At 60.9% G+C, this 26113-nt stretch carries 28 protein-coding genes; 18 read left to right on the top strand and 10 right to left on the bottom strand.

Annotation, left to right across the window (positions count from 1 at the left end; all coding sequences use genetic code 11):
- Positions 1 to 92: 92 nt before the first annotated feature.
- Positions 93 to 1547 carry a TrkH family potassium uptake protein gene (locus HBO09_RS20750; RefSeq protein ID WP_169998928.1) on the top strand — a complete coding sequence of 485 codons (1455 nt, stop codon included), beginning with the start codon at positions 93 to 95 and terminating at the stop codon, positions 1545 to 1547.
- Here HBO09_RS20750 and HBO09_RS20745 read toward each other — a convergent pair.
- Positions 1504 to 2565 (bottom strand): AraC family transcriptional regulator, encoded by a 1062-nt coding sequence (locus HBO09_RS20745; protein WP_169998926.1) that lies wholly within the window; start codon positions 2563 to 2565, stop codon positions 1504 to 1506. The two genes, HBO09_RS20750 and HBO09_RS20745, sit on opposite strands and share 44 nt — an antisense overlap.
- Positions 2566 to 2737: 172 nt before the next feature.
- Here HBO09_RS20745 and HBO09_RS20740 point away from each other — a divergent pair, with 172 nt between their 5' ends.
- The 5 genes from HBO09_RS20740 to HBO09_RS20725 all read left to right on the top strand — a co-directional run bounded on the left by HBO09_RS20740 (position 2738) and on the right by HBO09_RS20725 (position 5524).
- Positions 2738 to 3049, top strand: a complete 312-nt coding sequence (locus HBO09_RS20740) for a DUF962 domain-containing protein (RefSeq protein ID WP_169998924.1) — start codon at positions 2738 to 2740, stop codon at positions 3047 to 3049.
- Positions 3050 to 3077: 28 nt separating this feature from the next.
- A complete protein-coding gene (locus tag HBO09_RS20735; RefSeq protein ID WP_169998922.1) occupies positions 3078 to 3668 on the top strand; it encodes a phosphohydrolase in 591 nt (196 codons plus the stop codon).
- A 151-nt stretch (positions 3669 to 3819) separates the two neighbouring features.
- The gene (locus HBO09_RS29020) at positions 3820 to 3948 is read left to right on the top strand and encodes a hypothetical protein (protein ID WP_262381292.1); all 129 of its coding nucleotides are present in this window, start codon (positions 3820 to 3822) and stop codon (positions 3946 to 3948) included.
- A 74-nt stretch (positions 3949 to 4022) separates the two neighbouring features.
- A complete protein-coding gene (locus HBO09_RS20730; RefSeq protein ID WP_169998920.1) occupies positions 4023 to 4205 on the top strand; it encodes a hypothetical protein in 183 nt (60 codons plus the stop codon).
- Between the two features lie 119 nt (positions 4206 to 4324).
- Positions 4325 to 5524 (top strand): MFS transporter, encoded by a 1200-nt coding sequence (locus HBO09_RS20725; protein ID WP_169998918.1) that lies wholly within the window; start codon positions 4325 to 4327, stop codon positions 5522 to 5524.
- Here the strand turns inward: HBO09_RS20725 and arfB are convergent.
- The 8 genes from arfB to HBO09_RS20685 form a co-directional block, all read right to left on the bottom strand.
- A complete protein-coding gene (gene arfB / locus HBO09_RS20720; protein WP_029296355.1) occupies positions 5521 to 5934 on the bottom strand; it encodes an alternative ribosome rescue aminoacyl-tRNA hydrolase ArfB in 414 nt (137 codons plus the stop codon). The two genes, HBO09_RS20725 and arfB, sit on opposite strands and share 4 nt — an antisense overlap.
- 72 nt (positions 5935 to 6006) lie before the next feature.
- A complete protein-coding gene (locus HBO09_RS20715; RefSeq protein WP_169998916.1) occupies positions 6007 to 7428 on the bottom strand; it encodes an amino acid permease in 1422 nt (473 codons plus the stop codon).
- Between the two features lie 609 nt (positions 7429 to 8037).
- Positions 8038 to 9276, bottom strand: a complete 1239-nt coding sequence (gene rluB, locus HBO09_RS20710) for a 23S rRNA pseudouridine(2605) synthase RluB (protein WP_169998913.1) — start codon at positions 9274 to 9276, stop codon at positions 8038 to 8040.
- A 143-nt stretch (positions 9277 to 9419) separates the two neighbouring features.
- Positions 9420 to 9611, bottom strand: coding sequence for a DUF1289 domain-containing protein (locus tag HBO09_RS20705; RefSeq protein WP_169998910.1), 192 nt, complete (start codon positions 9609 to 9611; stop codon positions 9420 to 9422).
- 37 nt (positions 9612 to 9648) lie between these two features.
- On the bottom strand, positions 9649 to 10575 hold the full coding sequence (gene scpB, locus HBO09_RS20700) for an SMC-Scp complex subunit ScpB (protein ID WP_169998908.1): 927 nt from the start codon (positions 10573 to 10575) through the stop codon (positions 9649 to 9651).
- Between the two features lie 12 nt (positions 10576 to 10587).
- Positions 10588 to 11286 (bottom strand): ScpA family protein, encoded by a 699-nt coding sequence (locus tag HBO09_RS20695; RefSeq protein ID WP_169851199.1) that lies wholly within the window; start codon positions 11284 to 11286, stop codon positions 10588 to 10590.
- A 120-nt stretch (positions 11287 to 11406) separates the two neighbouring features.
- Positions 11407 to 12036: an L-threonylcarbamoyladenylate synthase gene (locus HBO09_RS20690; protein WP_169998906.1), complete on the bottom strand. Its 630-nt coding sequence runs from the start codon at positions 12034 to 12036 to the stop codon at positions 11407 to 11409.
- A 13-nt stretch (positions 12037 to 12049) separates the two neighbouring features.
- The gene (locus HBO09_RS20685) at positions 12050 to 12913 is read right to left on the bottom strand and encodes a PHP domain-containing protein (RefSeq protein ID WP_169998904.1); all 864 of its coding nucleotides are present in this window, start codon (positions 12911 to 12913) and stop codon (positions 12050 to 12052) included.
- A gap of 87 nt (positions 12914 to 13000) precedes the next feature.
- Between HBO09_RS20685 and HBO09_RS20680 the strand changes: the two genes are divergently transcribed.
- From HBO09_RS20680 to HBO09_RS20650, 7 genes are all read left to right on the top strand, one after another.
- The gene (locus HBO09_RS20680; protein WP_169998902.1) at positions 13001 to 13597 is read left to right on the top strand and encodes a septation protein A; all 597 of its coding nucleotides are present in this window, start codon (positions 13001 to 13003) and stop codon (positions 13595 to 13597) included.
- A gap of 1 nt (position 13598) precedes the next feature.
- Positions 13599 to 13898 carry a YciI family protein gene (locus HBO09_RS20675; RefSeq protein ID WP_169906744.1) on the top strand — a complete coding sequence of 100 codons (300 nt, stop codon included), beginning with the start codon at positions 13599 to 13601 and terminating at the stop codon, positions 13896 to 13898.
- Between the two features lie 106 nt (positions 13899 to 14004).
- A complete protein-coding gene (locus HBO09_RS20670; RefSeq protein ID WP_070995318.1) occupies positions 14005 to 14412 on the top strand; it encodes a translation initiation factor 2 in 408 nt (135 codons plus the stop codon).
- A gap of 7 nt (positions 14413 to 14419) precedes the next feature.
- Positions 14420 to 15097: a response regulator transcription factor gene (locus HBO09_RS20665; protein ID WP_169998900.1), complete on the top strand. Its 678-nt coding sequence runs from the start codon at positions 14420 to 14422 to the stop codon at positions 15095 to 15097.
- Between the two features lie 281 nt (positions 15098 to 15378).
- Positions 15379 to 15840, top strand: a complete 462-nt coding sequence (locus tag HBO09_RS20660; protein ID WP_029296329.1) for an LTXXQ domain protein — start codon at positions 15379 to 15381, stop codon at positions 15838 to 15840.
- A 64-nt stretch (positions 15841 to 15904) separates the two neighbouring features.
- Positions 15905 to 17248, top strand: a complete 1344-nt coding sequence (locus HBO09_RS20655) for a HAMP domain-containing sensor histidine kinase (protein ID WP_169998898.1) — start codon at positions 15905 to 15907, stop codon at positions 17246 to 17248.
- Between the two features lie 40 nt (positions 17249 to 17288).
- The gene (locus HBO09_RS20650; protein WP_169998896.1) at positions 17289 to 18635 is read left to right on the top strand and encodes a CoA transferase; all 1347 of its coding nucleotides are present in this window, start codon (positions 17289 to 17291) and stop codon (positions 18633 to 18635) included.
- Positions 18636 to 18795: 160 nt separating this feature from the next.
- On the opposite strand, the gene arcD (HBO09_RS20645) is transcribed toward HBO09_RS20650, so the two are convergent.
- Positions 18796 to 20223, bottom strand: coding sequence for an arginine-ornithine antiporter (gene arcD, locus HBO09_RS20645; protein WP_169998894.1), 1428 nt, complete (start codon positions 20221 to 20223; stop codon positions 18796 to 18798).
- Positions 20224 to 20670: 447 nt separating this feature from the next.
- Between arcD (HBO09_RS20645) and arcD (HBO09_RS20640) the strand changes: the two genes are divergently transcribed.
- The 5 genes from arcD (HBO09_RS20640) (at position 20671) to HBO09_RS20620 (ending at position 25929) form a co-directional block, all read left to right on the top strand.
- A complete protein-coding gene (arcD, locus tag HBO09_RS20640; protein ID WP_169998892.1) occupies positions 20671 to 22098 on the top strand; it encodes an arginine-ornithine antiporter in 1428 nt (475 codons plus the stop codon).
- Between the two features lie 34 nt (positions 22099 to 22132).
- Positions 22133 to 23389, top strand: coding sequence for an arginine deiminase (gene arcA, locus HBO09_RS20635; protein WP_169998890.1), 1257 nt, complete (start codon positions 22133 to 22135; stop codon positions 23387 to 23389).
- Positions 23390 to 23400: 11 nt separating this feature from the next.
- Positions 23401 to 24411 carry an ornithine carbamoyltransferase gene (locus tag HBO09_RS20630; protein WP_010169901.1) on the top strand — a complete coding sequence of 337 codons (1011 nt, stop codon included), beginning with the start codon at positions 23401 to 23403 and terminating at the stop codon, positions 24409 to 24411.
- A 167-nt stretch (positions 24412 to 24578) separates the two neighbouring features.
- Positions 24579 to 25508, top strand: coding sequence for a carbamate kinase (arcC, locus tag HBO09_RS20625; protein ID WP_029296314.1), 930 nt, complete (start codon positions 24579 to 24581; stop codon positions 25506 to 25508).
- 61 nt (positions 25509 to 25569) lie between these two features.
- Complete coding sequence (locus HBO09_RS20620) at positions 25570 to 25929, top strand: DUF5064 family protein (protein WP_169998888.1); 360 nt, start codon at positions 25570 to 25572, stop codon at positions 25927 to 25929.
- Positions 25930 to 26113: the final 184 nt, after the last annotated feature.

Raw genomic sequence — 26113 nt, 5'->3', positions numbered from 1 at the left:
AAGCCAGGCCCCACATCAGATCCATACCCCCGGTTTACAAGCCCTGCGCCGTAGGTAGAATGGCGCCTCCAACTGTCACCCGAGCGCAATTGATGGCAATGCCGACCCTGCGAATCATTGGTTTCATCATCGGCATCTTCCTGATTACCCTCGCGGTCGCCATGGTCGTGCCCATGGCCACCCTGATGTTTTTCGACCGTACCAGCGACCTGCCGTCCTTTCTCTGGGCAAGCATGATCACCTTTATCGCTGGCCTGGCCCTGGTGATTCCCGGTCGCCCGGAACAAGTCCAACTGCGCCCCAGGGACATGTACCTGCTGACCGTCAGCAGTTGGGTGGTGGTGTGTATCTTTGCCGCGCTGCCGTTCTTGCTGACCCAACACATCAGCTATACCGACTCGTTCTTTGAAAGCATGTCCGGCATCACCGCCACCGGCGCCACCGTGCTCAGTGGGCTGGACACCATGTCACCGGGCATCCTGATGTGGCGCTCGATGCTGCACTGGCTCGGCGGTATCGGTTTTATCGGCATGGCGGTGGCGATCCTGCCGTTGCTGCGCATCGGTGGCATGCGCCTGTTCCAGACCGAATCCTCGGACCGCTCCGAGAAGGTCATGCCGCGCTCGCATATGGTGGCGCGCCTGATCGTGGCGGCCTATGTCGGCATCACCATCCTCGGCACCCTGGGCTTCTGGTGGGCTGGCATGGGCCTGTTCGACTCGATCAACCACGCGATGTCGGCCATTTCCACCGGCGGTTTCTCCACCTCCGACGAGTCGTTGGCGCACTGGAAACAGCCCGCAGTGCATTGGGTCGCGATAGTCGTGATGATCATGGGCAGCCTGCCGTTTGCCTTGTATGTCGCGACCTTGCGCGGCAACCGCAAGGCGCTGATCAAGGACCAGCAGGTACAGGGCCTGTTGGGGATGCTGTTGGTGACCTGGATCGTGCTAGGCACCTGGTACTGGTGGACCACCAACCTGCACTGGCTGGATGCGCTGCGCCATGTGGCGCTGAACGTCACGTCCGTGGTGACCACCACCGGTTTCGCACTGGGCGACTACAGCCTGTGGGGCAATTTCTCGCTGATGCTGTTCTTCTACCTGGGATTTGTCGGCGGTTGCTCGGGTTCCACCGCTGGCGGGATCAAGATCTTCCGCTTCCAGGTCGCCTATATCCTGCTCAAGGCCAACTTGAACCAACTGATTCACCCAAGAGCGGTGATCAAACAGAAATACAACGGCCACCGCCTGGACGAAGAAATCGTGCGGTCGATCCTGACGTTCTCGTTCTTCTTTGCCATCACCATCTGCATGATCGCCCTGGCCCTCTCGTTGCTGGGCGTGGATTGGATGACCGCCTTGACCGGCGCCGCCAGCACCGTCTCCGGCGTAGGCCCGGGGCTGGGCGAAACCATCGGCCCGGCCGGTAACTTCGCCACGCTGCCGGACGCCGCCAAATGGATCCTGTCCCTGGGCATGCTGCTGGGCCGGCTGGAGATCATTACGGTGTTTGTGCTGTGTATTCCGGCGTTCTGGCGGCACTGACACTGGCCGAAGTTTCCAGCAACCGCGCCCGGTATTCGCCGGGCGTGACATCGAACCAGCGGCGAAACGCGCGGAAAAAGTTGCTCGGATCGGCGAACCCCAGCAAGTAGGCGATTTCCAGCAAGGTCATGCTCGGCTGCGCCAGGTACTGCTCGGCCAGTTCGCGACGGGTGTCGTCGAGCAGGGTCTGGAAGCTGGTGCCCTCCTCCTGCAAGCGCCGCTGCAGCGTGCGCTGGGACAGGTGCAACGTCTGCGCGACCACCTCACGCTTGGGCTCGCCCTGGGGCAACAACCGGCAGAGCACCTGGCGAGCCTTGTGGGTCACCCGGCTCTCGGAAAACCGCGCCAGGTATTCCCCGGCAAACCGATCGTGCAGCAGCGCCATCGCTTCATTGGCAGTGGGCAGCGGTGCTTCCATGTCCGCCCGCTCGAAGATCAACGCGTCATACGGCGCGTTGAACACCAACGGCGCATGAAAGGCCTGCCGATAGGGTTCCAGGTCGGCTGGCTGCGCGCCTTGCACCAACACTTTGCGCGGTTGCAGCGTGCGCCCGGTCAGCCAGCCGCACAGCGCCAGGGCACAGGCCAGCGAAGCCTCGGCGCTTTGCCGGGTAGGCGGCAGATGGTCGCCGTGTACCGTAAGGATCAGCGCATAGCCTTCGGGCAACAGGCGAAAGCTCAAGTCAGCGCTTTCGGCAATGATCCGCTGGTAACGCACCAGCCGGGTAAAGCCTTCGGCCAGGGTGCTGCTGGACATCAAGGCATAGCCGGCCACATGGAACGACGCCGGGCGCACCACCTTGCCCATATTCAGGCCGATGGCCGGATTGCCCGAAACCTCCACCGCACGCTGCCAGAGCCGCGTCATGGAGTCCTGGGGGAAACGCGCGTCGGGGTCATCCAGGGCGCTGTAATCCAGGCCCAGCTGTTTGAACAGGGCACGGCAATCCAGGCCCTCAAGCTCCAGCGCCTTGACTATCCCCATCGCCCAGCTTGCAGAAGTCGTTCGTTCGTTCATGGCGTTTTCTTGCACGCGTTCTATGACGGCACGGCTGAAACCGCAGCCAGGAACCCAAGGATACTAAAGTGGCGTCTATTGTCACTGGCCCTTGCCAGTGATGACTCTAGACTCAAATAAGCTCCCCGCCGAACATCCGTCGGGCACAACAAAAACCAGAGGGCCGGCCAACATGGAAAATGTCAGACAATTCAATAGCTTCGCCGAGTTCTATCCGTATTACCTGAATGAACACGGCAACAGCACCTGCCGGCGCCTGCACTTTATCGGCACCAGCCTGGTGATTTTTATTCTCGCGTTCGCCATCGGCAAGGGTGCCTGGTGGCTACTGTGGGTACTGCCGGTGGCCGGCTACAGCTTTGCCTGGGTCGGGCACTTTTTCTTTGAAAAGAACCGTCCGGCGACGTTCCAGCATCCGTTCTACAGCCTGCTGGGAGATTTCGTGATGTACCGCGACATGATCCTGGGCAAGGTGCCGTTCTAATCCCCCCAAAACAATAAGAGACACACCGATGAGCCAGCAGGCCCGCTTCACCCATATGCAAGACGGCACCCAGGAAGACTGGGCCATCATCGCCGCCGACTTCAGTGCCTATGCCCGCCAGTTGCCCGGGCGGATCCTCGCGCACCTACGGCTGCTGGAAGGTGACTTCGGCGGTTTCCCGGTGGACCGCCTGACCCATTCCCTGCAGACCGCCAGCCGCGCCTGGCACGATGGCCGCGATGAAGAATATGTGGTCTGCGCGCTGCTGCATGACATCGGCGACACCCTGGGCTCCTACAACCATCCAGACATTGCTGCCGCCATCCTCAAACCGTTCGTCAGCCCGCAGAACCTGTGGATGGTGGAAAAACACGGGATTTTCCAGGGCTACTATTTCTTTCATCACCTGGGCATGGATCGCCACCTGCGCGAGCAATTTGGTGAACACCCGCAGTATGAGCAAACCATTGAGTTCTGCGCGCTGTACGACGCGGCCGCCTTCGATCCGGCCTACGCCACCCTACCCCTGAGCTTTTTCGAACCCATGCTGGCCCGGGTCTTTGCCCAACCCAAAAACTCGATCTACAAGGCCGCCATGGAGCGCCAGGCCAGCGTGTGACCTCTTGTCACTTGCGTCTTGGGGCGAAAGGTTCGTGCATTGGGTGAGATAAAAGTCTTTTTGTCATTTGCAGTGCTGTATCCTGCCCAGGCTTTGTGAAAAGCGCGGTACATCTGCAATCCCACAACAGACCTTGCGAGGAGCGACGACGATGCACGAGATTCCCAATCTCCCCTTCCCAAGCCTGCACGAGACCGAGCAGCCAACCCCGCAACAGGCCGGCAGCGACAAGCCAGCACCGGCACAGGCAACACCGGTCGACAGCGATAGCGACGACTGACCGCAGTACCCAGACCGTGTGGAAAGCGTGACATTGCGCGCTTTCCACACCGCCTGAATCAAGAGACACGCAACATGCCCGACACTCCCAAGCATTCCCCCGATGAAGCGTTACTCGGCGCCGCCCTGCAAATGGTCGATGTGTGGAGCCGCCTCAGCCCGGAAAAACAAGCGCTGCTGCTCAAGCGCTTCGGCACCCAGGAAAACGCCCTGGCCGCGCTGGTGACCACACGCATGCTCAACCCCGCGCCACTGTAGGAACCCGCTTGCCGGCGATGGCGGTCGTTCAGCCGCCAAAGGTTTTATGCCCTGCGCAGCGCAAAGCATCGGTATCATAAGCAGCCTATCTTTTCCTGCCGCGACAGTGGACCTTCCCCATGCCAGATACCCAGCGCCCCATGGCGGTCACGCTGCAAGTCGTTTCCATCGTGCTGTTCACCTTTATCGGCTATCTGAATATCGGCATTCCCCTGGCCGTATTACCGGGCTATGTCCACAGCGACCTGGGCTTTGGCGCGGTGATCGCGGGCCTGGTGATCAGCGTGCAGTACCTGGCCACCCTGCTGAGCCGGCCCTACGCCGGGCGCATCATCGATAACCGCGGCAGCAAGCGCGCGGTGATGTATGGCCTGGCCGGCTGCGGCTTGAGTGGGGTGTTCATGCTGGCATCCGCCGCCCTGACCCATCTGCCGGCCCTGAGCCTGGCCAGCCTGCTGATTGGCCGGCTGGTCCTGGGCAGTGCCGAAAGCCTGGTGGGATCGGGTTCCATTGGCTGGGGGATCGGTCGGGTCGGTGCGGTGAACACCGCCAAGGTCATCTCCTGGAACGGTATCGCCAGCTACGGCGCCCTGGCGATTGGCGCACCGCTGGGGGTGCTGCTGGTCAGCCGGTTCGGGCTGTGGAGCATGGGCGCAAGCATCATTGCCCTGGCGGTGCTGGGCCTGCTGCTGGCCTGGCCGAAAGTCGCGGCGCCCATCGTAGTCGGCGAACGCTTGCCCTTCATGCATGTGCTGGGCCGCGTACTGCCCCACGGCTGCGGGCTGGCCCTGGGCTCCATCGGCTTTGGCACCATCGCCACTTTTATTACCCTGTATTACGCGACCCAGAACTGGGATAACGCGGTGCTATGCCTGAGCCTGTTCGGGGCCAGCTTTATCGGCGCGCGGTTGCTGTTCGGTAACCTGATCAACCGCATCGGCGGGTTTCGCGTGGCGATCGCCTGTCTGTCGGTGGAAACCCTTGGCCTGCTGCTGTTGTGGCTGGCGCCGAATGCCGAACTGGCCCTGGCGGGCGCGGCCCTGAGTGGTTTTGGGTTTTCCCTGGTGTTTCCGGCGCTGGGCGTCGAGGCAGTCAACCTGGTGCCCGCCTCCAGCCGTGGCGCGGCGGTGGGTGCCTATTCGCTGTTTATCGACTTGTCATTGGGTATCACCGGGCCACTGGCCGGGGCGATTGCAGCGGGGTTCGGCTTTGCTTCGATCTTTCTGTTTGCCGCGTTGGCGGCCTTCGCCGGGCTGCTGTTGAGCCTGTACCTGTATCGCCAGGCCCCCAAATACCGCAACGAACGTAACGCCGGCTAGAAATCCACTTTGCCACGCCCGGCCTTGATGCTGCCGCGCTTGGTCTTGGATTCCAGGCGACGCTTTTTCGAGCCCAGGGTGGGTTTGGTCGGGCGGCGTTTTTTCTCGACTTTGGTCGCGCTGAGGATCAACTCCACCAGGCGCTCGAGGGCGTCGGCGCGGTTCTGTTCCTGGGTCCGGTATTGCTGGGCCTTGAGGATCAGCACGCCTTCGCTGGTGATGCGGCTGTCGCGCAGTGCCAGCAAGCGCTCCTTGTAGAACGGCGGCAACGACGAAGCGCCGATATCGAAGCGCAAGTGCACGGCGCTGGAGACCTTATTGACGTTCTGCCCGCCGGCGCCCTGGGCGCGGATGGCCGTCAACTCGATTTCGGCATCGGGCAGGTGCACGTTACTGGAGATCACCAACATGGAAAGCGGGTCCGTGAGCACTTGCAGGATCTGGCGAGGACTAAGCGTCCCCACAGATCCTACAGTTTTGGGCTAGTTGTTCAGCGAGGATACCGCACTCAAGTCTGCCAGCGCCTTGCGCTTGTTCTTGAGCACGTAGCACACCCACATAAACGCCACCCAGACCGGAATCGCGTACACCGAGATCTGAATCCCCGGAATCAGCAGCATGATCCCCAGGATAAACACCACGAACGCCAGGCACACATAGTTGCCGTAGGGGTACCACAGCGCCTTGAACAGCGGCACCTGGCCGGTGCGGTTCATATGTTGGCGGAACTTGAAGTGCGAGAAGCTGATCATCGCCCAGTTGATCACCAACGTGGCCACCACCAGGGACATCAGCAGCTCCAGGGCGTGCTGCGGGATCCAGTAGTTCATCAACACCGCCACCAGGGTGACTGCCGCCGAGGCCAGGATCGAACGCACGGGCACGCCGCGCTTGTCGATCTTCGCCAACACCGCCGGGGCGTCGCCTTGTTCGGCCATGCCCAGCAGCATGCGGCTGTTGCAGTAGGTGCCGCTGTTGTACACCGACAGCGCCGCCGTCAACACCACAAAGTTGAGGATATGCGCGGCAGTGTTGCTGCCCAGCATCGAGAACACCTGCACGAACGGGCTGCCGCTATAGGCATCGCCGGAAGCGTTCAAGGTCACCAGCAGGCTGTCCCATGGCGTCAGCGACAACAGCACCACCAGGGCGCCGATGTAGAAAATCAGGATGCGGTAGATCACCTGATTGATCGCCTTGGGGATTACGGTCCGTGGCTGGTCCGCTTCAGCGGCGGTAAAACCGAGCATTTCCAGGCCGCCAAACGAGAACATGATAATCGCCATAGCCATCACCAGGCCGCCAACGCCATGGGGGAAGAACCCGCCGTGTTCCCACAGGTTGGTCACCGAAGCCTGTGGCCCGCCGGTGCCGCTGACCAGCAAGTAGCTGCCCAGGGCAATCATGCCGACAATCGCCACCACCTTGATAATTGCAAACCAGAACTCGGCCTCGCCAAACACTTTGACGTTGGCCAGGTTGATCACATTGATCAGCACAAAAAACGCCGCCGCCGAGACCCAGGTCGGAATCTCCGGCCACCAGTAGTGCACGTACTTGCCGACGGCCGTCAGCTCCGACATGCCCACCAGAATGTAGAGGATCCAGCAGTTCCAGCCCGACAAGAAGCCTGCGAAACCGCCCCAGTACTTGTGGGCAAAATGGCTGAAGGAACCGGCCACTGGCTCTTCGACGATCATTTCGCCCAACTGGCGCATGATCATAAAGGCAATGAAACCGCAGATGGCATAGCCGAGGATCATCGACGGGCCGGCTGACTTCAGCACCCCCGCCGAGCCCAGGAACAGGCCGGTACCGATCGCGCCACCGAGGGCGATCAATTGGATATGACGATTTTTCAGGCCGCGCTTCAGTTCACCTGAAGGCGAGTTGTTTGCACTCATGAAAAGGGTCTCACGCAAGGTTTGATGATGTTGATTACACGATGCTGCTTTGAAACCGACTCAAGCAGCGCCGATCAAACCCCAGCGCAGGCACCAGGAGTTCAGCGTCTTTCTTACGGTCATGCGTCACCTGTTTGTTTTTATCTGTGACGAAATCGAACCCGTCCGGCTTATGGCCAGGCGGAGTTAACAAGGCAGCCAGCCTTGAAGGCCTTTTGCGTGGGTACGCAAGGGGGGTCACAGTAAAACGCGGCGCATTGTACACCGCTCGATTGGTTAGGGAGCCTTACCAGGGAGATTGTTGACCGATCGGAAAGTTTTCTTTACAGATAAAGAGCCACGAGACCAAGACCGGCGTAGGCTCAGGCCATCCGTAAAATAATTGTTACAGTGCGGAAGACATTCCTGACGACCGGGCTTGGCATCATCTGTAGGAGCGAGCTTACTCGCGAGAAACGCCCAAGCACCGCGTTCATCCTGGATAACCGTGACAGCTCTGGTTTTTTCGCGAGCAAGCTCGCTCCTACACAAAATCCGGCGCAAAAAAAACGCCAACCCGCAGGTTGGCGCTTTCTCTTACCGCTCGCAGCTTAAAACTTGTCGCAGCCCTTAAGGCTTCTTGCGACCGAAGCCCGGGCGCTGGCCGGAACCGGCCGGTGCACCGCGGCGCTTGCCCGAAGGCTCGTCAGCCACCAGTTTGAGTCCTGGGCGCTTTTTCGGCGCGGGCTTGGCTGGGCGCTTGGCCCCTTCGGCCGGACGATCGGTCTGCGGCGCACCACGGCCCGTTTCGCCACGGTTGCTGCGGCCACCTGTTGGCGCTTCGCCACGACCGGCTGGACGCGGCGCGCGCGGTGCACGCTCGCCATCCTGACGGGCCGGAGCCGATGGGCGACGATCGCCCTCGATCTGCGGCTGACGGGAAATGCGACCGCCAGTGGCCGGTGCATCCAGCGCCGGGCGCAGAGTGCGGGCAACGCGCTCGGTGCGTGCCACAGGGCGCGACGATTTACGCTGCATGCGCTCCAGCTTGTCTTTGCTCTTGGCGTTCATCTGCGGCATGGCCACAGGCGTCAGGCCCACTTCAGCGCTAAGGATGTCGACTTCGTACTGGCTCATTTCGCGCCAGCGACCCATCGGCAGGTCCGAGTTGAGGAACACCGGGCCAAAACGTACGCGTTTCAGGCGGCTGACCACCAGGCCCTGGGATTCCCACAGGCGACGTACTTCACGGTTACGCCCTTCCATCACCACGCAGTGGTACCAGTGGTTGAAGCCTTCGCCACCTGGAGCCTGCTTGATGTCAGTGAACTTGGCCGGGCCGTCTTCCAGCACGACGCCAGCCTTGAGGCGCTCGATCATCTCGTCATCGACTTCACCACGTACACGCACGGCGTATTCGCGGTCCATCTCGTAGGACGGGTGCATCAGGCGGTTGGCCAATTCACCGTCGGTGGTGAACATCAGCAAGCCGGTGGTGTTGATGTCCAGGCGACCGATGTTGATCCAACGGCCTTCTTTAGGCTTGGGCATCTTGTCGAAGACAGTTGGACGGCCTTCCGGATCGTCACGGGTGCAGATCTCGCCGTCAGGCTTGTTGTACATGATCACGCGGCGCACCGATTCGGCGGCCTCTTCACGCTTGATGACCTTGCCATCAATGGTGATCGCGTCATGCAGGTCGACGCGCTGGCCCAAGGTGGCCTCGACGCCATTGACCTTGATGCGCTTCTGGGTGATCCAGGCTTCCACGTCGCGGCGCGAGCCAACGCCGATACGGGCGAGGACTTTCTGCAGTTTCTCGCCTGCTGGGCCGATTTCCTGGCTGTCGTTCTGGTCTTGGTCTTTCATCTTAAGCACCTCCCGGTGTGTCGATTCAGGCGTGGCCTGAAGGTATTGAAACTGGGGTCTTGGGCGAACGCATCGCCAAAGGGTCGCGAATCATACGCTCATGGCGCGTATTGCGCATCAGAGACTAGTCGATATATACCGGCTCATTTGCTTTTCCGCCGACCGGTGGCACCCAGGGCGAGCAGCCGTAGCCCGGCTTCGGCCAGCACCGCGCGCTTGTCGACCTTGTCGAGCTTCTTCCAGGCCCGGATCTCACGCTTGCTGCGCCCGCAGCCGACGCAGATATCGTCGCTGAATTTGCAGAGGCTGATACAGGGGTCTTTGGTGGAACTCATCACTACCTCACTGCACAGGGCTTTTCTGTGGGAGCTGTCAGTCTTCGAATTCGCGGCGTTCGTTTTCGATGGCTTCGGCCAGTGCCCGGGCCTCGGCTTCTTCTTCGCTCAATTCGGGTTGTTCAAGGGCCGCGACAGCGGCCAGCAGTTTTTCACGGGCCGCAGCCACGCCCAGGATGTCTTCCTCAGGCTCAGGTTCGACCGCAGGCGCCGTTTCAACGCTCACCGGCGTTTCGGGCTCCACCGCCCCATCACGCAGCAAATCATCAAAATCGGTCTTGATCCCCTGTTCCATATCGTCCAGCTCCAGCAGCAGCGTGTGGAAACTGGTCTCATCCTTGGGCTCTTCCGGCTCGGCGCTGGCATCGGCCAGCTCCTGCAAGCCGGCCGGCACTGGCGCATCGTCGAAATCGAGCACCGGTTCTGCCTCGATTTCCCGCAGTTCGGCCAGTGGCGGCAGGTCGTCGAGGTTCTTTAGGTTGAAGTGATCGAGAAACACCTTGGTGGTCGCAAACATCGCCGGTTTGCCCGGCACGTCGCGGTAACCGACGATGCGGATCCACTCGCGCTCCAGCAGCGTCTTGACGATATGACTGTTGACCGCCACGCCGCGCACGTCTTCGATCTCGCCACGGGTGATGGGCTGGCGATAGGCAATCAGCGCCATGGTCTCCAGCATCGCCCGGGAGTAGCGTTGCGGGCGCTCTTCCCACAGGCGCCCGACCCACGGCGAAAACTTTTCGCGGATTTGCAGGCGGTAGCCCGAGGCCACTTCCCGCAACTCAAAGGCCCGGCCTTCACAGGATTTGCGCAGGATTTCCAGGGCCTTCTTGAATACCGGCGGCTCCGGGCGCTCGGCCTCTTCAAACAGTTCGAACAGGCGCTCCAGTGATTGCGGCTTGCCCGAGGCCAAGAGGAAGGCTTCCAACAGCGGTGCCAGTTCGCGAGGTTCAGTCAGATTCATCGATTCAGCTCTTTATTCGGCTCGCGCCCGCACGTGGATAGCAGCAAAAGGCTCATTCTGCACCAGCTCGACCAAAGACTCCTTGACCAGTTCGAGGATCGCCATAAAGGTCACCACCACGCCCAAGCGCCCCTCTTCGGCGGTAAACAGCTCGACAAACGGCACGAACCCTCCGCCCTTGAGGCGCTCGAGCACATCACTCATGCGCTCGCGGGTAGACAAGGCTTCGCGGCTGACCTGGTGGCTTTCAAACATATCGCCACGGCGCAGCACCTCGGCCATGGACATCAGCAACTCTTCCAGACTCACATCTGGCAACAATTTGCGCGCCCGGGCTTCCGGCGCATCGAGCTTGGGTACCACCACGTCACGGCCCACGCGGCTCAAACCGTCAATGCCTTCGGCGGCAGCCTTGAAGCGCTCGTACTCCTGCAGGCGGCGGATCAGTTCGGCGCGCGGATCGTCCTCTTCGGCCTCGATCGTCTCCGAGCGTGGCAGCAGCATGCGTGACTTGATCTCGGCCAGCATCGCGGCCATCACCAGGTATTCGGCGGCCAGTTCCAGGCGCACCGACTGCATCAACTCGACATAGCCCATGTACTGGCGAGTGATTTCCGCCACCGGGATATCGAGGATATTGATGTTCTGTTTGCGGATCAGGTACAGCAGCAAGTCCAGCGGGCCTTCGAAGGCCTCAAGGAAGACTTCCAGGGCATCCGGCGGGATATACAGGTCCAGGGGCATTTCCATGACCGCCTGGCCGTAGACCATGGCAAAGGGCAGCTCCTGCTGGGCGCCGGCCTGGCTGTCGACGGTTTCCACGGCCGACATTCAGGCCTCGACCATGAACGGTGCCGGATCGCCACAGCCTACGCGGATCACCTCCGGCTCGCCGTCGGCCAGGTTGATCACGGTGGACGCCTTGTTGCCGCCGTACCCGCCGTCGATGATCAGGTCTACGTGTTTTTCCAGGAGTTGGCGCATTTCATAGGGATCTTCCAGCGGCTCAGTCTCGCCGGGCATGATCAGCGACACGCTCATCAGCGGCTCACCCAGCTCGGCCAGCAGCGCCAGGGCAATGGGGTGCTCCGGCACACGCAGGCCGATGGTGCGCTTCTTCGGGTGCAGCAGCAGGCGCGGCACCTCGCGGGTAGCATTCAGAATAAACGTGTAGGGCCCCGGAGTATGGGCCTTGAGCAGGCGGAAGGTGCCGGTATCGACCTTGGCGAACAGACCCAGTTGCGACAGGTCGCTACAGATCAGCGCAAAGTTGTGGTTTTTATCCAGCTCGCGCAGGCGTCTTACGCGCTCTACCGCATTCTTGTCGCCGATCTGGCAACCAATAGCGTAAGAGGAATCCGTTGGGTAGATCACCACGCCACCGGCGCGAATGATCTCCACAGCCTGCTTGATCAGCCGTGCTTGCGGATTTTCCGGGTGAATCTGGAAAAATTGACTCACGTTCTCTACCTGTTCAGACAGTGGCGGTAATGGGGTCATGCTTGAATCGCCCCGACAGGAGCGGCAAGTCTTCCGGGACCGGGCGGTATTCGCCGATCTCCGACCAGCCGCCTGGGCCATGGAAATCACTGCCGGCGCTGACCAGCAGCCCAAATTCACGGGCAAGAATCGCCAGGCTGCCAACCTGTTCGGCGGGTTGATGCCCATTGACCACTTCGATGGCGTGGCCACCCGCTTGAATATAGTCGCCTATCAGCTTGCGGCGTTTACTGCGGGTGAAATCGTAGTGCCAGGGATGCGCCAGGCTGACCCAGGCACCCGAAGCGCGCAGGGTGGCCACGGTGTCTTCGAGGGTCGGCCAGTGCAACTTGACGTCCCCCAGCTTGCCGGCGCCCAGCCATTTGCGGAACGCTTCGGCGCGATCCTTGACGTAACCTGCGCGCACCATCCAGTCGGCAAAGTGCGGACGGGCCGGCGCGTTGCCGCTGTCGCCCAGCTCCTGCTGGATGGCACGAGCGCCCTCAAGGGCGTTGGGCATGCCCTTGAGGGCTAGCTTGCGGCTTATTTCTTCGGACCGCAGCCAGCGGCCATCGTGCAAACTGGCGATGGCCGCCACCAATGGCGGGGCCGTGACGTCGAAACCGTAGCCCAATACATGAATGGTCGCGCCGCCCCAGGTGCAGGACAGTTCGACGCCATTGACCAGGTGCATCCCCAGCGCCGTGGCGGCACTACGCGCCTCGTCCAGGCCTTCAAGGGTGTCATGGTCGGTCAGCGACAGTACTCGCACGCCTTTTTCAAACGCACGCGCAACCAGTACCGCAGGCGCCAGGGCGCCGTCGGAGGCCGTGCTATGGCAGTGCAAATCAACATTCACGGGAGTGTGTAACCTCAAGTCAGCTGGCGCTATCGCAACCAAGGATGTTTGTTATTATGCCGCCACATCCAGCTTCTGGCTCTTACTGTGAAACAATTCATCGACTTCATCCCGCTGTTGCTGTTTTTCATCGTCTTCAAAACCGACCCACGGGTCTTCGATATCGGCGGCCATGAGCTGTCGTTCGGCGGTATCTACAGCGCTACGGCGGTGCTGATCATCAGCTCCCTGGTGGTCTACGGCGCAATCTTCATCTCCCAGCGCAAACTGGAAAAAAGCCAATGGCTGACCCTGGTCGCCTGCCTGGTCTTTGGCGGCCTGACCCTGGCCTTCCACAGCGAAACCTTCCTTAAATGGAAAGCCCCGGTGGTCAACTGGCTGTTCGCCCTGGCCTTTATCGGCAGCCACTTCATTGGCGATCGCCTGTTGATCAAGCGGATCATGGGCCATGCCTTGAGCCTGCCGGAGCCAATCTGGACCCGCCTGAACATCGCCTGGATCCTGTTTTTCCTGTTCTGTGGCGCGGCCAACCTGTTCGTGGCCTTTACCTTCCAGAGCTACTGGGTCGACTTCAAGGTGTTCGGCAGCCTGGGCATGACCGTAGTGTTCCTGGTAGCCCAGGGCATCTACCTGTCGCGCCACCTGCATGACACCGACCCCACCACGCCAAAAACCGAGGACTGACATGCTCTACGCCATCATTGCCACCGACGTCGCCAACTCCCTGGAAAAACGCCTTTCCGTGCGCCCGGCCCACGTGGAGCGCCTCAAGGTGCTGCAGGCCGAAGGGCGCATCGTGCTCGCTGGCCCACACCCGGCAGTCGATAGCAATGACCCGGGAGAAGCCGGCTTCACCGGCAGCCTGATTGTGGCCGAGTTCGCTTCCCTGGCCGATGCCCAGGCCTGGGCCAAGGCCGATCCGTATGTAGCGGCCGGTGTGTATGCCGATGTCGTGATCAAACCATTCAAGCAAGTCCTGCCTTGATCCGAGCGGTGCTGAACCTATTGGGTTCGGCAAACGCCTAATCGCTCATTATTCTCGGTAACCTGCCGACAACGTTCTGAATATTCGTGTGGAATCAGGAGTTCCGATGCGCTTAAGTCAGTTGTGTCTGTTGGCAGTGTTAACGATCGGGGCTACGGCCCAGGCTGAAGAAACCTCGAATACCGGCAGCTCCACGCCCCTGTCCTTGAGTGCCGGCAGCCAGATCACCGAGTTGCAGCAACGCTTGAAAGAAAGCGAACGCCTGCGCGAAGAACTGAGCAAACAATTGCAAACTGCCGATGCCGCCCGCGAGAGTGCGCAATTGAGCCGCTTGCGCCAGGAGAACCAGCGCCTGGCCCAGCAACTCAAGGACGCACAAGGCAGCACCCTGCCCCGCTGGCTCACCGACCAGCAGCAATGGTTCGTGATTGGCGCAGGAGTTGCGCTGGTTGCCCTGCTGTGCGGTATCTTCGCCAGTGGCGGGCATCGGCGCCGTCGACAATGGCTAAATTGAGTGAGTCATGAGCGAGCTGTTACTGATAGATGATGACCAGGAGCTCTGTGAGCTGCTGACCAGTTGGTTGAGCCAGGAAGGTTTCCAGGTGCGCGCTTGCCATGACGGCGTGAGCGCCCGCAAGGCCCTGGCCGAGGCAGCGCCGGCGGCCGTGGTGCTGGACGTGATGCTGCCCGATGGCAGCGGCCTGGAACTGCTCAAGCAACTGCGCGCCGACCATCCGGAATTGCCGGTACTGATGCTCTCGGCACGGGGCGAGCCCCTGGACCGGATCCTCGGCCTGGAACTGGGCGCCGATGATTACCTGGCCAAGCCTTGCGACCCCCGCGAACTCACCGCCCGCCTGCGGGCGGTGTTGCGCCGCAGCCATCCGACGGCGGTGTCGACCCAACTGGAATTGGGTGACCTGTGCTTCAGCCCGGTGCGTGGCGTGGTGATCATCGATAATCAGGAACTGACCCTCACCCTGTCCGAAAGCCGTCTGCTGGAAGCCTTGCTGCGCCAGCCAGGCGAGCCACTGGACAAGCAGGAACTGGCGCAGATCGCCCTGGGCCGCAAGCTGACCCTGTATGACCGCAGCCTGGACATGCACGTCAGCAACCTGCGCAAGAAAATCGGCCCGCATGCCGACGGCCGCCCGCGGATCGTCGCCCTGCGCAGCCGTGGCTACTACTACACCCCCTGATAAACCTGGAGCCGCGCGCGGCCCCTTGTAGGAGCTGGCTTGCCTGCGATGGTCGTTAACGATGATGCTGGGTATCTGACACCCAGCGGCATTCTAACTAGCGCCCTCGCAGCGATGCGACGCCCCGACACGCCGGCGCCTACAAGCCAGCCCCCAAGCTTTGTAAGCCCCCGCCCAACCCGTCTTTACCCAAGCTTTACCCTCGCCTGACCGCCGCTGACCTTGATCCTCGTAATCTACTCACATCCGGACTCACCGGAACCGAGACAAGGAGAAACACCATGCGCAAGACCCTTATCGCTCTGATGTTCGCTGCTGCCCTGCCTACCGTTGCCATGGCCATGCCAGAAGGCCCAGGCCCGATGGGCGGCCCAGAAGGCCACATGATGGGCGGCCCGGGCCACGGCGGTGAACACGGCATGCGCGGCAAAGGCGGCCCTTTCAGCCAACTGGACCTGACCCGCGAACAGCGCCAGCAGATCGGCAAGTTGATGGGCGAGCAACGTGAAGGCCGCCAACAACTGGTCAAAAAGTACCTGGACAAACTCCCGGCCGCTGAGCAGAAAGCCATGAACGACGAGATGGCCGCCGCCAAGCAGAAAACCCAGGCGGATATCCGCGCCCTGCTCAAGCCTGACCAGCAGAAGAAATTCGACGAAATGGCGAAGAAACGCGCCGAGCGTCAGGCCGAGTGGCAGCAGTTCCAGGCCTGGAAAGCGCAACAACCGCAAAAAGCGCAATAATGCGTTAGCAATCTCCCAGCCCAGTGGCCCGCGCCACTGGGCTTTTCCTGTTTGAGGGTTTCCTGTGCGTTCACTCTTCTGGCGCATCCTTGCCAGTTTTTGGCTGGCCATCGCCCTGGTTGCCGGGCTGTCGATCCTGCTTGGGCATATGCTCAACCAGGATGCTTGGATTCTCAGCCGTCACCCCGGCCTCACCAACCTGGCCGAGGAATGGACCCAGCGCTACGAAACCCAAGGCGAGGATGCGGCCCAGGACCTGTTGCAACAGCGCAAGCGCCAGTACCACGTGGATGTGCAAGTGCTCAACGAAAGCGGTGACCCGGTGGTACGTGGCACCTTCCCGCGCCGTGCCGCCGCCTTCGAAGCGCGACAGCATGACAGCCACGAGGGCCGGCTGCCCTGGCGTCGCCTGACGGCCGAATACACCAGCGAGAAGACCGGTGATACCTACCTACTGATCTACCGCATCGCCCTGCCGGAGCTGGATGCCTGGCACCGCAGCAGCCTGCTCTGGCCATTGAGTGCCCTGGCGATTGCGTTGGTGGTGCTGACCCTGTTCAGCCTGCTGGTGACCCTGTCGATCACCCGTCCCCTGAGCCGCCTGCGCGGTGCCGTGCATGATCTGGGGCAAACCACCTACCAGCAAAACAGCCTGGCGCGCCTGGCCGACCGACGCGATGAGTTTGGCGTGCTGGCCACCGACTTCAATCGCATGGGCGCGCGCCTGCAAAGCCTGATCGGCAGCCAGCGACAACTGCTGCGCGATGTCTCCCACGAACTGCGCTCGCCCCTGGCCCGCCTGCGGATCGCCCTGGCCCTGGCGGAACGGGCCACCCCCGAAGCACGGGAAAAGCTCTGGCCGCGCCTGGCCCTGGAATGTGATCGCCTCGAAGCCTTGATCAGCGAGATTCTGGTACTGGCGCGGGTCGACGCCGACAACGCCAGCGCCGAAGACATCGACCTCAATAGACTGCTCAGTACCCTGCAAAAGGACGCCCAGCTCAGCGCTCCGGACCAGCAGGTCCAGCTTCACGCCGACCCGGCGCTAACACTCAAGGGCTGGCCCCATATGATCGAACGGGCGCTGGATAACCTGTTGCGCAATGCCCAGCGCTTCAACCCGCCCACCCAGCCGATTGAAATGCGCGCCCAGCGTGAGGGTGAGCGCATTGTGATCAGCGTGCGCGACCACGGCCCGGGCGTGGATGTCGAGTGCCTGCAAAAACTGGGCGAGCCGTTTTACCGTGCCCCCGGGCAAACCACCCAAGGTCACGGCCTGGGCCTGGCCATCGCCCGACGCGCCGCCGAGCGTCACGGCGCCAGCCTGAGCCTGGCCAACCACCCCGAGGGCGGTTTTATCGCCACCCTGGATTTGCCCTTGCAACCGGGGATTGCTGGACAACCCTGAAGATCTTCTATGATGGCTCTTCTGTTAAGGAGGGCCCCTGATGACTGATCTGCTCACATCGATCCAACTTGCACTCGATCTACCGCCCGCACCGCTGGCGACCACAGAGGCCGGTGCTCTGCCGTCGGCCTTCGCCGTCACCGAGTTGGCCTGCGCCAGCATGGGTGCGGCGAGTCAGGCGGTGGCCCGCCTGCTTGAACAACAGACCGCGCGCTTGCCCGCCGTCAGCGTCGACCGGCGCCTGGCCTCGTTCTGGTTCTCCAACTCCCTGCGCCCACTGGGCTGGAGCGTTCCGCCGTTGTGGGACCCGATTGCCGGCGACTACGCCTGCGCCGATGGCTGGATTCGCCTGCACACCAACGCCCCACACCATCGCGCAGCCGCCGAGCGCGTCCTCGGACAGGCGACACAGCGAACGGCGATGGCGCTCAAGGTCGCCCGGTGGAACGCTGGCGAGCTTGAGCAAGCGATTGTCGACGAAGCCGGCTGTGCGGCGCAGATGCGTACCTGGCAGCAATGGCAGGTTCATCCCCAAGGGTTGGCGGTCAATCAGGAACCTCTGGTTGCGCGGGAGCGCTTCGACGCGGCCGGTAAAACCCACTGGCTCGGCAACGTTGCGCGCCCGCTGGCGGGGGTCAAGGTCCTGGACCTGACCCGCGTCCTGGCCGGCCCCGTGGCCAGTCGTTTTCTCGCCGGCCTGGGCGCCGACGTATTGCGCATCGACGCCCCTGACTGGAACGAACCCGGGGTCGTACCGGAAATGACCCTGGGTAAGCGCTGCGCACGCCTTGACCTAAAAAACGCCACCGACCGGAAGTTATTTGAAAACCTGCTCAGGGATGCCGACATTCTGCTTCACGGTTATCGGGCAGATGCGTTGGAACAACTGGGTTACCACGCAACCGCACTGCGGCAGATTGCTCCGGGCCTGATCGACGTCAGCCTCAACGCCTACGGCTGGAGCGGCCCGTGGCGCAATCGCCGGGGCTTCGACAGCCTGGTGCAGATGAGCAGCGGCATCGCCCACGCCGGCATGCAGTGCAAACAAATGGATCAACCCGTGCCGCTGCCGGTACAGGCACTGGACCATGCCACCGGCTACCTGATGGCCGCCAGTGCGATACAGGCCTTCGCCCAGCGCTTAAGCAGCGGGCACGGCGCGTCGGCACGGCTGTCGCTGGCGCGTACGGCGAAATTGTTGGTCGAAGCGGGACAAGGCAAGCAGCCCGCATTGCGTGAAGAACAGCCCGCTGATCAGGGGTTGCTGGTGGAACAGACGGCCTGGGGGCCGGCACATCGTTTGCTGGCACCGCTCACTATTACCGGGACACCGCTGCAGTGGGACTTGCCGGCTGGGGAATTGGGTGCGCATCGGGCACAGTGGTGACCTTGCGATGAGCATAGGTATCTACACAACTTTCAGAAACTGACGAAGTCCCCCGTGGCGAGCGGGCTTGCCACAACAGCCCTATCTGCCCGGGTTTAAATTGTGTAGATACCGATGCCGCGATGAGGCCCTCACCTGCACAATCATTCAACCGTCATGCTCACAGGCTCAGCACGCCGCTATACAACCCATACGCCGCCAAGCTCGCCCCGGCGATCACGCAACTGAAAATCCCCTTTTCCAACAAGGTAAACAGCGGCTGGCCCTGCTCGCGCTTGGCCTGGGCAAACAGAATCACCCCCGGCGCATACAGCAGCGCCGACAGCAGCAGGTATTTCAAGCCACCGGCGTACAGCAACCAGACCGCATACCCCAGGGCAATCACGCCCACCAGCAGGTCTTTGAGCCGCTCGCCTTGGGCGCCCTCATAGGTTTCCCCGCGCCCGCACAGCAGCACCGCATAGGCCGCCGACCATAAATACGGCACGAGAATCATCGACGAGGCCAAGTAGATCAGCGTGGTGTAAGTGCTGGCGGAAAACAGCGTGATCACCAGGAACAACTGGATCATCACATTGGTCAGCCACAACGCATTGACCGGCACACGGTTGGCATTTTCCTTTTTCAGGAAGGCCGGCATGGTCTTGTCATGGGCGGTGGCATAGAGAATCTCGGCGCACAGCAGGGCCCATGACAACAACGCCCCCAGCAACGACACCGCCAGGCCGATGCTGATCAACATCGCGCCCCAGGGACCGACGATATGCTCTAGCACGCCCGCCAATGACGGGTTCTGCAAGTTGGCCAGGTCGGGTTGGCTCATGATCCCCAGAGACAACACGTTGACCAGCACCAGCAGGGCCAAAACTCCGACAAACCCAATCACCGTGGCGCGCCCCACGTCTGAGCGTTTTTCTGCACGTGCCGAGTACACACTGGCGCCTTCGATGCCAATAAACACAAACACCGTGACCAGCATCATATTGCGCACCTGGTCCATCACCCCACCGAATTGCGGGTTGCCCAGGCCCCAGATATCCCGGGTAAAGATGTCTGCCTTGAACGCCACGGCGGCGATCACGATAAACATCAGCAGCGGCACGATCTTGGCCACGGTCGTGACCTGGTTGATAAACGCCGCCTCCTTGATGCCGCGCATCACCAGAAAATGCACGGCCCACAGCAGCAGCGACGCGCAGCCGATCGCCACGGGCGTGTTGCCCTGGCCGAACACCGGAAAAAAGTAGCCCAGGGTGCTGAACAGCAACACGAAGTAGCCGACATTGCCCATCCAGGCGCTGATCCAGTAACCCCAGGCCGACGAGAAGCCCATGTAGTCGCCAAAACCGGCCTTGGCATAGGCATACACACCCGAGTCCAGGTTGGGCTTGCGGTTGGCCAGGGTCTGGAACACAAAGGCCAGGGTCAACATACCAATGGCGGTGATGCCCCAACCGATCAGGATCGCTCCCACCTCAGCCCGCGCCGCCATGTTCTGTGGCAACGAGAAGATCCCGCCGCCAATCATCGAGCCCACCACCAACGCCACCAGGGCACTGAGGCGCAGCTTTTGTGCCGGTTGCGACATAGAAACTCCTGCAGATAAAACCGTCTTCGAGCTAACAACCGTGCACTCGGCTAATTTATCGAAAAGATGCAACGTTTATTAGCTATAGCGAATAAAACTGCTCGCCTCATAACTTAATGACATTTCAATTAGTCGAGTTTAGGCAAATTTATAATTTAAATACCACTTGTCTTTTATCTTTTAGGGGTATTTGGCAAAGCCTTTTGAAAAAGTTTGCACATCTGTGAAAAAGGGCTAGCTTCAAACACCCACATCTTGCGCATATCGCATTATCCAAACGGACAGAAGCTCTGGAATGCGCTTATCCGAGTAATTATACGCCCGTAGCATTTACTCATAAGTCTTTAATTCACAATGGAATGTGCCAATGAAGTGATCTGAGTCAGTTGTTTGAATAGCGCACAGTTTTATTCTGTGATCTCTCTTCTCCTGCATTGGAGTCACACAATGTCTGAATCTCCCGGAAAACTTCGATTAGGCGCCCTTGTGGCTCTTGTTGTGGGCTCAATGATTGGCGGCGGGATCTTCTCGTTGCCGCAAAACATGGCCGCCAGCGCCGATGTCGGTGCGGTATTGATTGGTTGGGTTATCACAGCCGTCGGTATGTTGACCCTGGCCTTTGTATTCCAGACCCTGGCCAACCGCAAACCCGACCTGGACGGCGGTGTATACGCCTACGCCAAGGCCGGTTTTGGCGACTACATGGGTTTCTCGTCGGCCTGGGGTTACTGGATCAGTGCCTGGCTGGGCAACGTCGGCTACTTCGTGCTGCTGTTCAGCACCCTCGGTTATTTCTTCCCCATCTTCGGCGAAGGCAACACCCCGGCAGCGGTGATTGGCGCGTCGGTGCTGTTGTGGGCCGTGCATTTCCTGGTGCTGCGCGGGATCAAGGAAGCAGCGTTCATCAACCTGGTCACCACGGTCGCCAAAGTCGTGCCGCTGGTGCTGTTTGTGTTGATCGCAGTGTTCGCGTTCAAGCTGGACATCTTCACCGCTGATATCTGGGGCCTGAAAAACCCCGACCTGGGCAGCGTGATGAACCAGGTGCGCAACATGATGCTGGTCACCGTCTGGGTATTTATCGGTATTGAAGGCGCGAGCATCTTCTCGTCCCGTGCCGAAAAGCGCTCGGATGTGGGCAAGGCCACCGTCATCGGCTTTATCACCGTGCTGCTGTTCCTGATGCTGGTGAACGTTCTGTCCCTGGGGATCATGACTCAACCGGAACTGGCCAAGCTGCAGAACCCGTCGATGGCGGCCGTGCTTGAGCATGTGGTCGGCCATTGGGGCGCAGTGCTGATCAGCGTCGGCTTGATCATCTCCCTGCTCGGCGCGCTGCTGTCGTGGGTGCTGCTGTGTGCAGAGATCATGTTCGCCGCTGCCAAAGACCACACCATGCCGGAGTTCCTGCGTAAGGAAAACGCCAACCATGTGCCGGTCAACGCCCTGTGGCTGACCAACGCCATGGTGCAGATCTTCCTGGTCATCACCCTGTTCTCCGCCAGTACCTACCTGTCGCTGATCTACCTCGCCACCTCGATGATCCTGGTGCCTTACCTGTGGTCGGCGGCCTACGCACTGTTGCTGGCGGTACGCGGTGAGACCTACGAGGCGGCCCTGGCCGAGCGCAAGAAAGACCTGTTCATCGGCGCGATCGCCCTGATCTACGCGGTCTGGCTGCTGTATGCCGGTGGCACCAAGTACCTGCTGTTGTCCGCCCTGCTCTACGCCCCTGGCGCGATCCTGTTCGCCAAGGCCAAGCGTGAACTGGGCAAACCGATTTTTACCAACGTCGAGAAGCTGATTTTCGCCGCAGTGGTCATTGGCGCCCTGGTGGCGGCCTATGGGCTCTACGACGGCTTCCTGACCCTGTAACACCTGAATCTTTTTGTTCACTGGAGGATCTGTAATGACCACGGAAAAAGTTAAGTACGGCGTACATTCCGAAGCCGGCAAACTGCGCAAAGTCATGGTGTGTTCCCCAGGTCTGGCCCATCAGCGGCTGACCCCCAATAATTGCGACGAACTGCTGTTCGATGACGTGCTCTGGGTTGCCCAGGCCAAGCGTGACCATTTCGACTTCGTCACCAAGATGCGCGAGCGCGATATCGATGTGCTGGAAATGCACAACCTGCTGACCGACATTGTCGCCATCCCTGAAGCGCTGGACTGGATCCTGGAGCGCAAGATCACTGCCGATACGGTTGGCCTGGGCCTGGCCGATGAAGTCGGCTCCTGGCTGCGCAGCCTGGAGCCGCGCAAGATCGCCGAGTTCCTGATCGGTGGCGTGTCGGCCGATGACCTGCCGAGCAGCTTTGGTGGCAAAACCATCGAGATGTTCCGCGACTTCCTCGGCCACTCAAGCTTCATTCTGCCGCCGCTGCCCAACACCCAGTTCACCCGCGACACCACCTGCTGGATCTACGGTGGCGTGACGCTCAACCCGATGTACTGGCCAGCGCGACGTCAGGAAACCCTGCTGGCGAGCGCCATCTACAAATTCCACCCTGAGTTCACCAACGCCGACTTCCAGATCTGGTACGGCGACCCTGACCTGCAACACGGTGCTGCCACCCTGGAAGGCGGCGACGTGATGCCGATTGGCAACGGCGTGGTCTTGATCGGCATGGGCGAGCGCTCGTCCCACCAGGCCATCGGCCAACTGGCGCGCAACCTGTTCAAGAACAAGGCCGTGGAAAAGGTGATCGTGGCCGGCCTGCCGAAATCCCGCGCGGCGATGCACCTGGACACCGTGTTCAGCTTCTGCGACCGCGACCTGGTGACCATCTTCCCTGAAGTGGTGAGTCAGATCGTGCCCTTCACCCTGCGTCCGGATGAAAGCAAGCCCCACGGCATCGATATCCAACGGGAGAAAACCAACTTCCTCGATACCGTGGCCGCCGCGCTCAACCTCAAGGCCCTGCGCGTAGTAGAGACCGGCGGCAACAGCTTCGCCGCCGAACGCGAACAGTGGGACGACGGCAACAACGTGGTGGCCGTGGAGCCTGGCGTGGTGATCGGCTATGACCGTAACACCTACACCAACACCCTGCTGCGCAAGGCCGGTGTGGAAGTCATCACCATCAGCGCCGGCGAACTTGGGCGCGGGCGTGGCGGCGGCCACTGCATGACCTGCCCGATCATCCGCGACCCTATCGACTACTAAGGAGATCCATCATGGCTTTCAACATGCGCAACCGCAGCCTGCTGTCGCTGATGCATCACACCACCCGCGAACTGCACTACCTGCTGGACCTGTCCCGCGATCTCAAGCGCGCCAAATACACCGGCACCGAGCGTCCGCACCTGAAGGGCAAAAATATCGCGCTGATCTTCGAAAAAACCTCGACCCGCACTCGTTGCGCGTTCGAAGTCGCGGCCCACGATCAGGGTGCCCACGTCACCTACATCGACCCGGTGTCGTCGCAGATCGGCCACAAGGAAAGCATGAAAGACACCGCCCGCGTCCTGGGCCGCATGTTCGATGCCATTGAGTACCGTGGCTTTGAACAGGAAATCGTCGAAGAGCTGGCCAAGTTCGCCGGTGTCCCGGTGTTCAACGGCCTGACCGCTGAATTCCACCCGACCCAAATGATCGCCGACACCCTGACCATGCGCGAGCACAGCGACAAGCCGCTGCATGACATCAGCTACGCCTACCTGGGCGACGCCCGTTACAACATGGGCAACTCACTGCTGATGATCGGCGCAAAGCTGGGCATGGACGTGCGCATCGGCGCGCCGAAAGCCCTGTGGCCACATGCTGACTTCATCAAGCAATGCCAGGAGTTCGCCGAGGAAAGTGGCGCGCGCATCACCATCACCGAAGACCCGAAAGAGGCGGTGAAAGGCGTCGACTTCATCCACACCGATATCTGGGTGTCCATGGGCGAGCCGGTGGAAGCGTGGGACGAGCGCATCGAGCAACTGCTGCCGTACCAGGTCAACGCCAAGATGATGAAGGCCTCGGGCAACCCTCGGGTGAAATTCATGCACTGCCTGCCGGCGTTCCACAACAGTGAAACCAAGGTCGGCAAGGACATCGCCGCGCGTTATCCGAACCTGGCCAACGGTGTGGAAGTGACCGAAGAGGTGTTTGAGTCCCCGGCCAACATCGCCTTTGAGCAGGCGGAAAACCGTATGCACACCATCAAGGCGATTCTGGTGTCGGCGTTGGCGGATATCTAAACCAACACCGCTCCCACTGTCGAAACACAGTCAATGTGGGAGCGGGCTTGCTCGCGAAGGCGGCGCGTCAGTCGCTGCATCTTTCGCCGATACACCGCTTTCGCGAGCAAAACCGCTCCTACATTTTGTCCTGTGTTCACAAGGCCGAATTCTAGAAGGATTGCATTATGCGTATCGTCGTTGCACTGGGCGGTAACGCCCTGCTCCGCCGTGGTGAACCCATGACTGCGGACAACCAACGCGCCAATATCCGGGTCGCCACCGAACAGATTGCCAAGATTCATCCCGGTAATGAGCTGGTGATCGCCCACGGTAATGGGCCGCAAGTCGGCCTGCTGTCGCTGCAAGCCGCCGCCTACACCCAGGTTTCCCCCTACCCGCTGGACGTGCTGGGCGCCGAAACCGAAGGCATGATCGGCTACATCATCGAACAGGAACTGGGCAACCTGCTGGACTTTGAAGTGCCTTTCGCCACCCTGCTGACCCAGGTCGAAGTGGACGCCAAGGACCCGGCCTTCCAGAACCCGACCAAGCCGATCGGCCCGGTCTACTCCAAGGCCGAAGCCGAAAAACTGGCCGCCGAAAAAGGCTGGGCGATTGCCCCCGATGGCGACAAATATCGCCGGGTAGTGGCCAGCCCACGGCCCAAACGCATCTTTGAAATCCGCCCGATCAAGTGGCTGCTGGAAAAGAGCAGCATCGTGATCTGCGCCGGCGGCGGCGGTATCCCGACCATGTATGACGAGAACGGCAAGCTCAAGGGCATTGAAGCTGTGATCGATAAAGACCTGTGTTCCTCGCTGCTGGCCCAGCAACTGGAAGCCGACTTGCTGGTAATCGCCACCGACGTCAATGCGGCGTTTATCGACTTCGGCAAACCGACGCAAAAAGCCATCGGCCAGGCGCACCCCGACGACATGGAAAAACTCGGCTTCGCTGCCGGCTCCATGGGCCCCAAGGTCCAGGCCGCTTGCGAGTTCGCCCGCAACACTGGCAAAACCGCAGTGATCGGTTCACTCTCGGACATCGAAGCCATTGTCCAGGGCACCGCCGGCACCCGTATCAGCACGGCAAAACCTGGCATCACCTACTTATAAATACACCCCGGGCGGTTGTTGCAGCCGCCCTTCTCCAATGCCTTGTTAAGGAGAGACGCCTATGGCCATTTTTGAACCCGGTCACTTGCATGTCGAACGCCACGCGCTCAATGCCCAGGATCACAGCTACGACCTGTGCATCGACTACGAAGTCAGCCAGGACCCAAAGGAAGGCAAGGGAATGCTCTTCAAGATGCACGGCACGATTGAAGACAAGCCCGTCAATGAATCCTTTTTCCTAGCCAAGGACCTAGCCTTCGATTTCGCCCGCCATGCCACGCGGATTGCCCACGATCATGGCCTGCCCGCAACTGCCAGCGTTGTGACCATGCACAAGTACTACGACGCAATGTTTAAGGATGTACGCGATCAACTGGATGTAAAACCTGGCGACCCGATCAAGCCAGAGCATCTGGAATAACCTCGACTCCACGGCCAAAACCGATCAAATGTGGGAGCTGGCTTGCCTGCGACAGGGATCTACACAACTTTGCCGCAACGCCTAAATCCAGGCAGATAGCGCAGTTGTGGCGAGCGGGCTTGCCCCGCGCTGGGCTGCGAAGCAGCCCCAATAAGCCGAATGCGTTGTACCAGATACACCGCAG

The sequence above is a fragment of the Pseudomonas sp. WS 5027 genome (assembly GCF_012985695.1).
GTDB lineage: Bacteria > Pseudomonadota > Gammaproteobacteria > Pseudomonadales > Pseudomonadaceae > Aquipseudomonas > Aquipseudomonas hygromyciniae.
Note: the sequence above shows the minus strand (reverse complement) of the source record. Positions and strands in the feature narration are given on the sequence as shown.